Genomic DNA, 12,063 nt, shown 5'->3' on the forward strand with positions numbered 1-12,063 from the left:
TCACAGGCTCGGCAGGTACCGATCGAGCTCGAAGGGCGTGACCTGGTTGCGGTAGTCGGCCCACTCGGCGCGCTTGTTGCGGAGGAAGAAGTCGAAGGTGTGCTCACCGAGGGTCTCGGCGACGAGCTCGCTGTTCTCCATCGCCTCGATCGCCTCGGCCAGGCTCGCCGGCAGCGGCTTGATCCCCATGGCCCGCCGTTCGCCGTCGGTGAGGGTCCACACGTCGTCCTCGGTCTCGGGCGGCAGCTCGTAGCCCTCCTCGATGCCCTTGAGCCCGGCGGCGAGCAGCACCGCGAAGGTGAGGTACGGGTTGCACGCGGTGTCGATGCTGCGGACCTCGACGCGGGTGCTCTGCCCCTTGTCGGGCTTGTACATCGGCACCCGCACGAGCGCGGAGCGGTTGTTGTGGCCCCAGGTGAGGTATGCGGGCGCCTCGGCCCCGCCCCACAGCCGCTTGTAGCTGTTGACCCACTGGTTGGTGACGGCGGCGGTCTCGGCGCCGTGCCGCAGCAGGCCCGCGATGAACTGCCGGCCGACCTTGGAGAGCTGGTACGGGGCCCCGGGCTCGTGGAAGGCGTTGGTGTCGTCCTCGAAGAGCGACATGTGGGTGTGCATGCCCGAGCCGGGGTGCTCGGCGAACGGCTTGGGCATGAACGAGGCGTAGATGCCCTGCTCGAGCGCGACCTCCTTGACGACGGTGCGGAAGGTCATGATGTTGTCGGCGGTCGAGAGCGCGTCGGCGTAGCGCAGGTCGATCTCGTTCTGGCCGGGGCCCGCCTCGTGGTGGCTGAACTCGACGGAGATACCCATGTCCTCGAGCATCGTGATCGCCGCGCGCCGGAAGTCGGCGCTCGACCCGTGCGGGGTGTGGTCGAAGTAACCGGAGGTGTCGATCGGGACGGGGCGGTCGCCGGGGTTCCAGCCCTGCTTGAGGAGGAAGAACTCGATCTCGGGGTGGGTGTAGAAGGTGAAGCCCATGTCGGACGCCTTCGCCAGCGCCCGCTGCAGCACGTGCCGGGGGTCGGCCATGCTCGGGGCGCCGTCGGGCAGGGTGATGTCGCAGAACATCCGGGCCGTGCCGTTGCTCTCGCCCCGCCAGGGCAGCACCTGGAAGGTCGACGGGTCGGGCTTGGCGAGCATGTCGGCCTCGTACACCCGGGCGAAGCCCTCGATGACCGAGCCGTCGAAGCCGATCCCCTCGGCGAACGCGCCCTCGAGCTCGGCGGGGGCGACCGCGACGGACTTCAGGGTGCCGAGCACGTCGGTGAACCACAACCGGACGAACCGGATGTCGCGCTCTTCGATGGTGCGGAGGACGAACTCCTGCTGACGGTCCATGTCCCGCATCCTGCCGCATCGAGGTGACGGCCGTGTGACGGCACGGCAGAGGGGCCCGGGCATCGTGCCCGGGCCCCTCCGTCGACCTGCGGAGGTCAGTCGGCGAAGTCCACCGACAGCTTCAGCTGGTCACCCTTCTTCATGGACTTGTCCACGGTGATGCTCGTTCCCGAGCCCGCCACCTTGGTGGAGCTCCACGGGTTGTCCGCGGTCCAGTACCGGTTCGGGTTCGTGTCGTCGAAGGTCGGGATGCCCTTGCTCGACGGAACCGTCGTCGGGACGCCGTTGCGGTGGAAGGTGACCGCGTCGGTCTTCTCCCGGCCGAAGGTGGCGTCGAACGGCTGCCGGCGGTTGCCGAGCTTCGCGCCGTCGGGGAACGTCACCGGCGCCGGCCGGGCGTCGACGGGCAGCACGAGACCGGCACCGGGGTGCGTGCTCGTGTTGTTGTCGTCGTACTCGCCGTTCATGAACCACACGAGCAGGCCGTTCTGGTACGGGAACCGCTCGACCCAGTCGGGCCGGGTGTTGCCCCACCCGAAGTTGTACGGGCCGGTCTCGAGCACCGCGTCGTAGCCGCTGTACACCCGGTTCTCGGCCAGGTACATGTCCCGGACCTGCTTGCTGGTCGTGCCGTTGATGATCTCGAAGCCGCCGGCGGCGGTCCAGTCACCCGCACCGTTCTCGACGTCGTCGGTCGTCGTCGTGCCGTCCACCGTGATGGCGACGTCGTCGATGAAGACCTCGCTGCCCACTCCGCCGTCGGTGACGAAGCGGAACCGGAACATGGCGTCCTGGCCGGCGGCCTCGGACACGTCCCAGTCGACCTTGGTCCACGCGACGTCGCTGCCCGCGCCGTCGACGCTGCCGTCGAGGGGCTCGCCCACCTGGGTCCACGAGGAGCCACCGTCGGTGGAGACCTCGCCGTACAGGTAGTCGTAGTCCTCCTCGATGTCACCCGAGATGTACGCGCTCACCGAGGCGCTCGAGGCGCCGGTGAGGTCGAGGTCGCGGGTGAGCGTCGCGGAGATGTCGTTGCCGTAGCCGCTCCACCACTCGCCCTCACCGGAGTGCGGCTCGTTGTGCTCGGTCGTCACCGTCCGCTCGGGGAGCGGGACGATCACGGCCTGCGGCAGGATGCCGTTCGCCGCCTTCTTGTCCTTGACGACGCGGTCGGCCGGACCGACGGTGAGGTCGGTGTCCTGCCCGTACGGCACGACCTGGTAGTCGAGCCAGCCGAGCTGGAGCTTCTCCCAGGCACCCATGTACCCGGGGGTGGTGCCGATGGCGTCCTTGCCGTGGTTCAGCCACGAGCCGCCGGACATCAGGGTCCAGAAGCCGGTGCCGTTGTCGCCGCCGGCGGTGTCGTACAGGTCGGGCAGGCCGAGGTCGTGGCCGAACTCGTGCGCGAACACGCCGAGGCCGCCGTTCTCGGGCTCGGTGGTGTAGTCGCCGATCCACATCCCGGAGTCACCGAGCGGCACCCCGCCGAGCTTGTTGAACTCGGGCCCGGTCTTGCCCACGTTGCTCGAGTAGGCGTACCAGCGGTGCGACCAGATGGCGTCGGCGCCCTGGGCGCCGCCACCGGCCTCCTCACCCTCGCCCGCGTGGATGGCCTGGAAGTGGTCGATGTAGCCGTCGGGCTCGTTGAAGACGCCGTCGCCGTCGTAGTCGTACCGGTCGACCTTGTCGAACTGGGCGAGGTACTGCTTGATCTCGGCGTCGGTCTTGCCGGCGGCCTTCTCGGCGTCGTACCAGGCCTTGGCGGTGTCCCGCACGAAGGGCCAGTAGGTCGCGGACGAGGAGTACTCGTTCGAGCCGTAGCGGGCCTCGTTGTAGGGGACCTTGACCCAGTCGGAGACGTCACCCTTGGCGAGGAAGCGGCCGTTGGACTGCTCGAGGTAGAAGTCCTTGAACGACTCGCCCTCCCCGAACATCATGTCCTGGTAGTGCGCGCGGTCGAAGTCCGGCAGCCAGTACGTCGAGTTGTTGTCGGTGCTGTCACCGTCCCAGTCCCGGTCGGGCTCGGGGATCTCGTTGCGCTGCGGGCCCGGCTCGCCGCCGGTGCCCGCGTTCACCTGGTCGCCGAACTCGACGAGGATGGTGAGGATGTCGGCCTCGCGGTTGACCGGGTAGTTGACGTACTTCTTCTGCTTCTTGCCCTTGGCGTCCTTGCCCTTGCCCGCGACCTCGATCACCCGGTTGCCGTTGATCGTCCGCGTCGTGGCCTCGCCGTCGATGAGCTGCTGGATCGCGTCCTGACGCAGCTCGGCCTGGGCCTCGGCCAGTGGGTTGGGCAGGTTGTCCTGCTTGGCTGTGCCCTTCTCCGGGGTGTCCGGAGCCACCGGGACTGCCGTCGCCGCTGCGGGTGCCAGCGTCAGGGCCAGGGCCGCGACGGCCATCCCCGAGACAGCGCTTACCTGTCGTCTCTTCACGAGTCTCCTCCATGGGTTGCGCTCCACCCCCTGTCAGCGCGGAGCCTGGCGACCCTAACCACACGATCGCCGCCGGATCTGCCAAGGCTTCGTCAGTTTTTCGTCAAGAGCGGGCATGACCTAGCGATCGTGGCGTCCATCCGGGCCGCTACGAAGGTCACGAATCGGTAACGGGGCCCGTCCGGGTCTGGTCACGCCCACCCGCCGACCCTGAGGATCGTCCTGTCCCCGCCGCTGACCGCGAAGGGGAATCCACGGGTATCCGATCCGGACAGGGGATCAGCACTGTGAACAGTCACCGCACCTTCCGAGGCGCCCGGGGCGTCGCCGTCGCCGCGACGGGGCTCCTCGTCGCCGGGCTCATGGCGACCGGCCCCGCGCAGGCCGCACCACCGGTCGACGTGGGCGCCGAGCCCGCCGCCGACTCCGGGCACGTCCCCGAGCATCCGCTGCCCCTCGCGCGCAAGAAGGCGGCGCAGACCGAGGCCGCGATCCAGAAGCGGGTCGAGGGCGACAAGGCCTACCAGGGCAAGACCGCCAAGGTGGGCAAGGGCCAGTACGTGCAGCTCCAGCGTGAGGGCACCGACCCGGTGTTCGTCATCATCGTCGAGTTCGGCGACGAGCAGTACCCCAACCCCCTGTTCCAGGGTCCCCCCGCCGACGGCAGCACCACCGACGTCACCGGGCCGCGTCACAACGAGATCCCCGAGCCCGACCGCAGCGTCGACAACAGCACCCTCTGGCAGGCCGACTACGACAAGGCCCACTACGAGGACATGTACTTCAACCGGATGGCGAAGTACTTCGAGACGCAGTCCTCCAACCGGTACTCCGTCGACGGCGCGGTGCACGGCTGGGTGCAGGTTCCCTTCAACGAGGCCCTGTACGGCCGCGACTACTGCGGCGGCATCGTCTGCGCCACCTCGAAGGCGCTCTCGCGGGACGCGATGGCCGTCTGGGTCCAGCAGCAGCTCGACGCGGGTCAGACGATGACCCAGATCGTCGACTACCTCAAGACCTTCGACGTCTGGGACCGCTACGACCTCGACGGTGACGGCAACTTCGCCGAGCCCGACGGGTTCATCGACCACATGCAGGTCGTGCACGCCGGCGGCGACCAGGCCGCGGGCGACCCGAACCAGGGCAGCGACGCCATCTGGAGCCACCGCTGGTACAGCAACCTCCAGGGCGGCGGCCCCGGCGGCCTGCCCGGTGTCAACATCGGCGCCAACGGCGGCATCGTCAGCAGCAGTGAGATCCCGAACAACCCCACGGGCATCTGGCTCGGCGACTACACGGTCCAGCCCGAGAACGGCGGGCTCGGCGTCTTCGCGCACGAGTACGCCCACGACCTCGGCCTGCCCGACCTCTACGACACCTCCGGCAACACCGGCGGCGCCGAGAACTCCACGGGCTTCTGGACCCTGATGTCCTCCGGCTCGAACATCGGCGACGGTGGGCCGGACGGCATCGGCGACGCCCCCACCGACCTCTCCGCGTGGGAGCTGCTCCAGCTCGGCTGGCTCAACCCTCAGGGCAGCAAGGGCCCGTTCTACGAGGTCGCCTTCGCCGGTCAGAAGTCGACGCACAAGCTCGGCCCGAACGTGCCGGCCACGAAGTCGCCCCAGGCGGTCTTCGTCGTCCTCCCGGACAACGTCGTCCCGCTCGAGCTCGGCGCCCCGGCGGACGGAGACACGTTCTTCTACAGCGGCTCCGGCGACGACCTCAACAACACGATGACCCACGGCGGGATCACCGGCACGTCCCTGACGGCGCAGGTCCGCTACGACATCGAGGAGGACTGGGACTACGCGTTCCTCGAGGCTTCGACCGACGGCGGCTCGACGTGGCTCCCGGTGGCGACCAACCTCTCGGACACCAGCGGTGACCAGAGCGGCTTCAACACGAGCAAGACCGGTCTCACCGGGGTCGTGGCCGACTGGGCCGACCTGACGGCGACGCTGCCGGCCGGGACCAACAGCGTCCGGTTCCGGTACCAGACCGACGCCGCCGTCTCGAACCCCGGTTTCCAGGTCGACGCGATCACGGTCAGCGGGACCGCCCTCGACGACGGCTGGACCTTCGACGGGTTCCGCGAGACGACGGGGTCCGAGGAGCAGTCCTTCTTCAACGCCTACGTCCTGGAGAACCGGCAGTACGACGGGTACGACGCCTCGCTGAAGACGGCGTACAACTTCGGGTTCCTGGACTCGCGGCCCGACTGGGTCGAGACCTTCCCGTACCAGAACGGCCTGCTCGTCTGGTACTGGAACGACGAGTTCACCGACAACAACGTCGGCGACCACCCCGGCGGGGGCCTCCTCCTCCCGGTCGACGCGCACCCGACGTTCCACCACTACGCCGACGGGACGCTGATGCGCCAGCGGATCCTCTCGTACGACTCGACCTTCGGGACCGAGCGCACGGACCGGATCACGATCCACAAGGACAGCCAGCCCGCGAGCATCCCGTCGCAGAAGGCCGTCCCGACCTTCGACGACACCAAGACGTGGTGGTACGACTGCGACACGCACGCCTGCACGGGCGACCACGTCGGCCGGTACCAGCCCGGCTGGACCGGGGTCGACGTGCCGAAGACCGGGACCACGGTCACGGTCAACGGCGCCACGACCGGCGGCCACCTCAACGTCACGGTGGCCCCGAAGAAGAAGTGACGGCGGCCGGCCCCGGCCGGCGCGTCGCGGGAGCCCCGGTGGTCATCGACCACCGGGGCTCCCCTCCGTGCGGCCTACGATCGACCCATGAGCGAGCCGACGCCGTCCTCCACGACTCCCGCCACGGAGTCGACCGCGCCCTACGGCACCGGCGCCCAGGCCGCGCCGCAGCGCCGGGTCCGGGTGCCGCACCTGCAGGCGATGAAGGAGCGCGGCGAGAAGTGGGCGATGCTCACCGCGTACGACATGTACACCGCCGAGATCTTCGACGAGGCCGGCATCCCGGTCCTGCTCGTCGGTGACTCGGCCGGCAACAACGTTTACGGCTTCGAGACGACGGTGCCGGTCACCGTCGACCACCTCGTCCCGCTCGTCCGCGCGGTCACGAGTGCCGCCCGCCGGGCGATGGTCGTCGCCGACCTGCCGTTCGGCTCGTACCAGGCCAGCCCCCAGCAGGCGCTCGCGACGGCGACCCGCTTCATGAAGGAGGGCCTGGCCCACGCGGTCAAGCTCGAGGGGGGCAGGCCGATGGTGCCGGAGGTCGAGCTGCTCGTGCGCGCGGGCATCCCGGTCATGGGACACATCGGCTTCACCCCGCAGAGCGAGCACGTGCTCGGCGGCTACAAGGTGCAGGGCCGCGGCTCGGGCGCCGAGAAGCTCCTGGACGACGCCCTCGCCCTCGAGGCCGCCGGCTGCTTCGCCGTCGTCATGGAGATGGTCCCCGCCCCCGTCGCTGCGGAGGTGACCGCAGCCCTGCGCATCCCCACCATCGGCATCGGCGCCGGCCCCGACTGCGACGCGCAGGTCCTGGTGTGGCAGGACATGGCCGGCCTGCGCGGCGGCCGAGCCCCCCGCTTCGTCAAGAAGTACGCCGACCTGCGGGGTGACCTGCGCCGGGCGGCCGAGGCCTACGCCACCGAGGTGGCCGACGGCTCGTTCCCCGCCGCCGAGCACTCCTTCGAGTCCTGAGGAACCACGTGAGCACCTGGGACCGTCCGAGCGGCATGTGGACCTCGACCAACCCGCAGTCCCGCCCCGGGCCGAGCACCCGCTGGGCGGGGCTCCAGCGCGGCCGGGACGCCGCCCGCGCCTACCGCCAGCGGTTCCTCGACCTCGAGGCGGCCGGTGCGGACCTGCACGGCGAGGCCCGGTTCGTCACCGAGCTCGCTCCCCCGCCGTCCCGGGTCCTGGACGCCGGCTGCGGCTACGGCCGGGTCGCCAGCGAGCTGACCCGCCTCGGGCACACCGTGGTCGGGGTCGACGCCGACCCCGACCTCATCGCGCTCGCGCAGGAGGACCACAACACCCCGTTCGTCGTCGCCGACCTGGCGACCCTCGACCTGCGCCACGAGCAGGAGTTCCACGTCGTCCTCATGGCCGGCAACGTCGTGCCCTACCTCGCCGACGGGACCCTGCCGCAGGTCCTGGAGCGGCTCGCGGCACACCTGGCCCCGGGCGGCTACCTCGTCGCCGGCTTCAGCCTGCCGGGCTCGCTGCCCGAGAACGCCGCGCCGGTCACGACCGCCGCCTACGACCGGTGGGCCCGCGCCGCCGGGCTGTCGTACATCGCCCGCTGGTCGTCGTGGGACAAGCAGCGGTTCACCCCGTCGAGCACCTACGCGCTCTCGGTGCACCGCGTCGTCAACGGCTGAGGCGGCTCAGGCGTCGGGCTCGGCCGTGGGGCGCACACCGCGCTCATCCCACTCGCGGTCCTCCTCGTCCCACCGCTCGGTGTTCTCGTGGGCGGTCCGCAGCGCGTTCGCCGCGGCCTCCTGCGAGTCATACGGCCCGAGCACGGTGGCGTCCTGGCTGCGCGAGTCGTCGGTCTCGACCTCGCCGGTGTCGACGTTGAACCAGTAGTGCATTGCGGGTTCTCCTTCGTGAGGGCGGTCTGCCTAGACTCACCGTATGCCGTCGACGTACGCCAGTGTCGCCCCCGGTGCGGTCTCCCCGCGCCGCACCGTGCCGGCCTCGATCCCCCGGCCCGAGTACGTCGACAAGCCGTCGCCGTCGCCGTACACCGGGCCGGAGGTCAAGGACCCCGAGACCATCGAGAAGATGCGGGTCGCCGGGCGGATCGCCGCCAACGCGATGGCCGCCGCCGCCGCCGTCATCGCCCCCGGGGTGACCACCGACGAGCTCGACCGGGTCGGCCACGAGTACCTCCTGGACCACGGCGCCTACCCCTCGACCCTCGGCTACAAGGGGTTCCCCAAGTCGCTGTGCACGTCGGTCAACGAGGTGGTGTGCCACGGCATCCCCGACGACCGGCCGCTCGAGGAGGGCGACATCGTCAACATCGACATCACCGCGTTCGTCGACGGGGTCCACGGCGACACCGACGCGACGTACCTGGTCGGCGAGGTCGACGAGGAGTCCAGGCTGCTCGTCGAGCGCACCCACGAGGCGATGATGCGCGGCATCCGCGCCGCGCGCCCGGGCCGCGAGATCAACGTCATCGGCCGGGTCATCGAGTCCTACGCGAAGCGCTTCGGCTACGGGGTGGTGCGCGACTTCACCGGGCACGGGATCGGCACCGCGTTCCACAGCGGGCTCATCGTCCCTCACTACGACGCCGCGCCGTCGTACGCCACGGTCATCGAGCCGGGCATGACCTTCACCGTCGAGCCGATGCTCAACCTCGGCACCCACACGTGGGACATGTGGGACGACGGGTGGACGGTCGTGACGAAGGACCGCCGCCGTTCGGCACAGTTCGAGCACACGATCCTCGTCACCGAGCACGGCCCCGAGATCCTCACCCTGGGAGATGCAGCATGAGCACCGGACACCCCCTCGGCATCGACGTCGGCGGCAGCGGGATCAAGGGCGCCCCGGTCGACCTCGTCACCGGTGACTTCGCCCAGAAGCGGCTGCGCATCGACACCCCCGCGATCTCCACCCCGGAAGCGGTCTGTGACGTCATTGCCACCGTCGTCGAGCACTTCGACGAGGTGCGCAGCGGCTCGCCCATCGGCGTGACCATCCCAGGGGTCGTCCAGCACGGCGTGGTGAAGACCGCCGCCAACATCCACCCGTCGTGGATCGGCTGCGAGATCGAGAAGCTCCTCGAGGACCGCCTCCAGCACGACGTCGTCGTCGTCAACGACGCGGACGCGGCCGGGGTCGGCGAGCTCCACTACGGCGCCGCGAAGGGGCACGAGGGCCTCGTCGTGCTCACGACCCTGGGCACGGGCATCGGCACGGCGATCTTCAACGAGGGCGTCCTCGTTCCCAACTCCGAGCTGGGCCACCTCGAGATCGACGGCTACGACGCCGAGACCCGGGCCGCCAGCTCGGTGAAGACCCGCGAGGGCCTCAGCTACCCGGAGTGGGCCGAGCGACTCCAGGTGTACTACCGCCGGCTCGAGGACCTGCTGTGGCCCGACCTCATCGTCGTCGGCGGCGGGGTGTCCAAGGACGCCGACCAGTTCCTCCCCCTCCTCGACATCCGCACCCCGATCATCCCGGCGGTGCTGAAGAACAAGGCGGGCATCATCGGCGCCGCGGTGCTCGCGACGGCCGCGCAGCGCAAGCACGGGACGCACACGGCCTGAGCCGGTCATGCGCGCACCCGTCGTCCTGTCCGTCGTCGCCTCGGTGGCGACGGCCCTGAACGCGGGCGTGTTCTTCGCTTTCTCGACGTTCGTCATGCGCGCCGTCGACGACCTCGGGCCGGCCGGCTCGGTCCGGGCGATGCAGGAGATCAACCGGCGCGCGCCGACGCCGGCGTTCATGACGCTGCTGTTCGGGTCGACGCTGCTCGCTCTCGGGTCCGGGGTCGTCGCGCTCGTCGGCGCGGGCCCGGGCCGCTGGTGGGCCGTCGCCGGGGCGGTGGCCGCGGTGGCCGCGCTCCTGGTGACCATCGCGGTCAACATCCCGCTGAACCAGCGCCTCGACCGGGCGGACCCCGGCGGGCCGGACTCGGCCGACCGGTGGCGGGAGTTCGCGGCGCCGTGGCTGCGGGCGAACCACGCCCGGGGCGTGCTCGGGGTGCTCGCCTCGCTGCTGCTCGCGGTCGCCGCCGTCGCCGCGGGCTGAGGCCGGAGGGGGCTACTCCCCCGCGCGGAACTCCACCGCGCCGCGGCCGGCGAGGTCGTGGATGCGGGTCTCGTCGTGGCCGAGCCGCGCGGCCTGCCCCAGGTACAGCTCGCGCCCCCGCCGCTGCAGCAGGCCGTCGTGGACGGGGACCGCGTGCGGCGCCCCGAGCCGACGCAGGAAGCCGGTCATGTCGCGGCTGCGCGCCCAGGGCGCCTGGAGCGGGAACGCGAGCACCTCGACCGGGCCGGGGTCGGCGTCGAGCGCGTCGCCGGGGTGGAAGAACGCGGGCTCGCCGTCGGCGTCGAGGCGGACGCCGACGTTGGGGATCCGCGGGATGTCCTCGTGGATGAGCGCGTGGATGGTCCCGACAGGGGTGATCCGCACCGGTCCGACCGTCGAGGTGCCGTCGTGCGCCTCCGCGTCGACGCCCAGGCCGGCCAGCACGTCGGCGCTGCCCGGGTCGCAGACGACGCGGGCGTCGGGGTTTGCCGCCACGATGTCGGGGACCCGGCGCGGGTCGAGGTGGTCAGGGTGCTGGTGGGTCACGAGCACGGCGTCGAGGTCCCGCAGGGTCAGGACGTCGTCGTCGCTGAACGTGCCGGGGTCGATGAGCAGCCGGATGTCGGCCATCTCGACGAGCAGGCAGGCGTGGCCGAGATGGGTGATCCGCATACCGCCACGCTAGTCCCCGGGCGGCCTTCGGGGGGAAGAGCCGCGGTCAGCCGACGGCGGGCTCGGCGAGCCGGGCCCCCACGGCGTCGACGAGCTCGGCCGCCTCGACGAGGTCGGCGGACAGGACGGTGAGGTCCCGGGGCGGGTCGGGCAGGGCCATCGCTCCCTCGCCGGCGATGAAGACCGGCACGGACCGTGCGAGCCGGGTCAGGGACGGCAGCCGGGCCTCGAACGCCGAGCGGCGCACGCCGGCGAGGACGCACGCGTCGGCGCCCAGGAACCGGGCCGCCTCGCCGATGGCGGTCATCGGGGTGTTGGCGCCGAGGCTCACGACCCGCCACCAGCGGGCGTGCAGCATCGCCCCGAACAGCTCGAGAGGCAGGTCGTGCAGCTCGCGCGGCGGGCAGGCGAGCACGACGGTACGGACCTGGCTGCCGTGCACCGGGAGCCGCAGCTCGCCGAGCACGCCGCGGACCGCGCCCGAGACGAAGTGCTCGTGGACGACGCCGAGCCGGCCGGACTCCCAACCGTCGCCGACGTCCTTGAGCACCGGCAGGATGACCTGGGTGACGGTGGCGTCGACCCCGGAGATCAGCAGGGCGTCGAGCAGGACCTCGCGGACCGTCGCTCCGTCGAGATCACGCGTCGCCGCCAGGACGCGGGCACGCGCCTCCTCGAGATCAGGCGTGGTCGCCGGACCCATGCACACTCCTCCGGGTCGGGGCATCGGGTCCTGGCACAATACCCGCCGCGGCGCCGGTCCAAGCACCCACGCGCACCCCGCGCAGTCATAGGGGCTGGCGCGACACCACCCTGCGGGCCGTCCACGAGTCCCCCGGCTTCGTCCTGGTCTGCGGTGCGCGGAGGTTGCGGGCGCTGCCTTCTTCGTCGCGGCACGTACGCCC

11 protein-coding genes are annotated in these 12,063 nt (G+C 70.9%); 6 read left to right on the forward strand and 5 right to left on the reverse strand.

From position 1 onward, the window contains the following. Positions 1-1,338 (reverse strand): type I glutamate--ammonia ligase, encoded by a 1,338-nt coding sequence (gene glnA / locus Q0963_RS15350; protein WP_299447746.1) that lies wholly within the window; start codon positions 1,336-1,338, stop codon positions 1-3. Positions 1,339-1,433: 95 nt separating this feature from the next. Beyond that, positions 1,434-3,770 (reverse strand): immune inhibitor A domain-containing protein, encoded by a 2,337-nt coding sequence (locus tag Q0963_RS15355; RefSeq protein ID WP_299447748.1) that lies wholly within the window; start codon positions 3,768-3,770, stop codon positions 1,434-1,436. A 287-nt stretch (positions 3,771-4,057) separates the two neighbouring features. Here Q0963_RS15355 and Q0963_RS15360 point away from each other — a divergent pair, with 287 nt between their 5' ends. The 3 genes from Q0963_RS15360 (at position 4,058) to Q0963_RS15370 (ending at position 8,097) form a co-directional block, all read left to right on the forward strand. Next, entirely contained in the window at positions 4,058-6,445 is a 2,388-nt protein-coding gene (locus Q0963_RS15360; RefSeq protein WP_299447750.1) for an immune inhibitor A domain-containing protein, read from the forward strand. Positions 6,446-6,532: 87 nt separating this feature from the next. Further along, the gene (gene panB / locus Q0963_RS15365) at positions 6,533-7,414 is read left to right on the forward strand and encodes a 3-methyl-2-oxobutanoate hydroxymethyltransferase (protein WP_299447752.1); all 882 of its coding nucleotides are present in this window, start codon (positions 6,533-6,535) and stop codon (positions 7,412-7,414) included. 8 nt (positions 7,415-7,422) lie between these two features. After that, complete coding sequence (locus tag Q0963_RS15370; RefSeq protein ID WP_299447754.1) at positions 7,423-8,097, forward strand: bifunctional 2-polyprenyl-6-hydroxyphenol methylase/3-demethylubiquinol 3-O-methyltransferase UbiG; 675 nt, start codon at positions 7,423-7,425, stop codon at positions 8,095-8,097. Positions 8,098-8,103: 6 nt separating this feature from the next. On the opposite strand, the gene Q0963_RS15375 is transcribed toward Q0963_RS15370, so the two are convergent. Beyond that, positions 8,104-8,310: a methionine aminopeptidase gene (locus Q0963_RS15375; protein WP_299447756.1), complete on the reverse strand. Its 207-nt coding sequence runs from the start codon at positions 8,308-8,310 to the stop codon at positions 8,104-8,106. 43 nt (positions 8,311-8,353) lie between these two features. On the opposite strand from Q0963_RS15375, the gene map reads away from it, so the two are divergent. The 3 genes from map to Q0963_RS15390 are packed head-to-tail and all read left to right on the forward strand — an operon-like array spanning position 8,354 to position 10,486. Continuing rightward, a complete protein-coding gene (gene map / locus Q0963_RS15380; protein ID WP_299447757.1) occupies positions 8,354-9,226 on the forward strand; it encodes a type I methionyl aminopeptidase in 873 nt (290 codons plus the stop codon). Further along, complete coding sequence (gene ppgK, locus Q0963_RS15385; RefSeq protein ID WP_299447759.1) at positions 9,223-10,002, forward strand: polyphosphate--glucose phosphotransferase; 780 nt, start codon at positions 9,223-9,225, stop codon at positions 10,000-10,002. The genes map and ppgK overlap by 4 nt, the downstream gene beginning before the upstream one ends. Positions 10,003-10,009: 7 nt before the next feature. After that, positions 10,010-10,486, forward strand: a complete 477-nt coding sequence (locus tag Q0963_RS15390) for a DUF1772 domain-containing protein (protein WP_299447761.1) — start codon at positions 10,010-10,012, stop codon at positions 10,484-10,486. Positions 10,487-10,498: 12 nt separating this feature from the next. On the opposite strand, the gene Q0963_RS15395 is transcribed toward Q0963_RS15390, so the two are convergent. Next, positions 10,499-11,158, reverse strand: a complete 660-nt coding sequence (locus Q0963_RS15395; RefSeq protein WP_299447763.1) for an MBL fold metallo-hydrolase — start codon at positions 11,156-11,158, stop codon at positions 10,499-10,501. A 46-nt stretch (positions 11,159-11,204) separates the two neighbouring features. Further along, positions 11,205-11,861, reverse strand: coding sequence for a B12-binding domain-containing protein (locus Q0963_RS15400; RefSeq protein ID WP_299447765.1), 657 nt, complete (start codon positions 11,859-11,861; stop codon positions 11,205-11,207). Positions 11,862-12,063: the final 202 nt, after the last annotated feature.

Source organism: uncultured Phycicoccus sp., assembly GCF_947495705.1.
In the GTDB taxonomy this organism is placed as follows: domain Bacteria; phylum Actinomycetota; class Actinomycetes; order Actinomycetales; family Dermatophilaceae; genus Phycicoccus.

Bases quoted from the DNA above. Each gene is read 5' to 3' on its own strand.
- map (WP_299447757.1), top strand. From the start codon at position 8,354: ATGCCGTCGACGTACGCCAGTGTCGCCCCCGGTGCGGTCTCCCCGCGC.
- glnA (WP_299447746.1), bottom strand. From the start codon at position 1,338: ATGGACCGTCAGCAGGAGTTCGTCCTCCGCACCATCGAAGAGCGCGAC.
- Q0963_RS15400 (WP_299447765.1), bottom strand. From the start codon at position 11,861: ATGGGTCCGGCGACCACGCCTGATCTCGAGGAGGCGCGTGCCCGCGTC.
- ppgK (WP_299447759.1), top strand. From the start codon at position 9,223: ATGAGCACCGGACACCCCCTCGGCATCGACGTCGGCGGCAGCGGGATC.
- Q0963_RS15395 (WP_299447763.1), bottom strand. From the start codon at position 11,158: ATGCGGATCACCCATCTCGGCCACGCCTGCCTGCTCGTCGAGATGGCC.
- Q0963_RS15375 (WP_299447756.1), bottom strand. From the start codon at position 8,310: ATGCACTACTGGTTCAACGTCGACACCGGCGAGGTCGAGACCGACGAC.
- Q0963_RS15390 (WP_299447761.1), top strand. From the start codon at position 10,010: ATGCGCGCACCCGTCGTCCTGTCCGTCGTCGCCTCGGTGGCGACGGCC.
- panB (WP_299447752.1), top strand. From the start codon at position 6,533: ATGAGCGAGCCGACGCCGTCCTCCACGACTCCCGCCACGGAGTCGACC.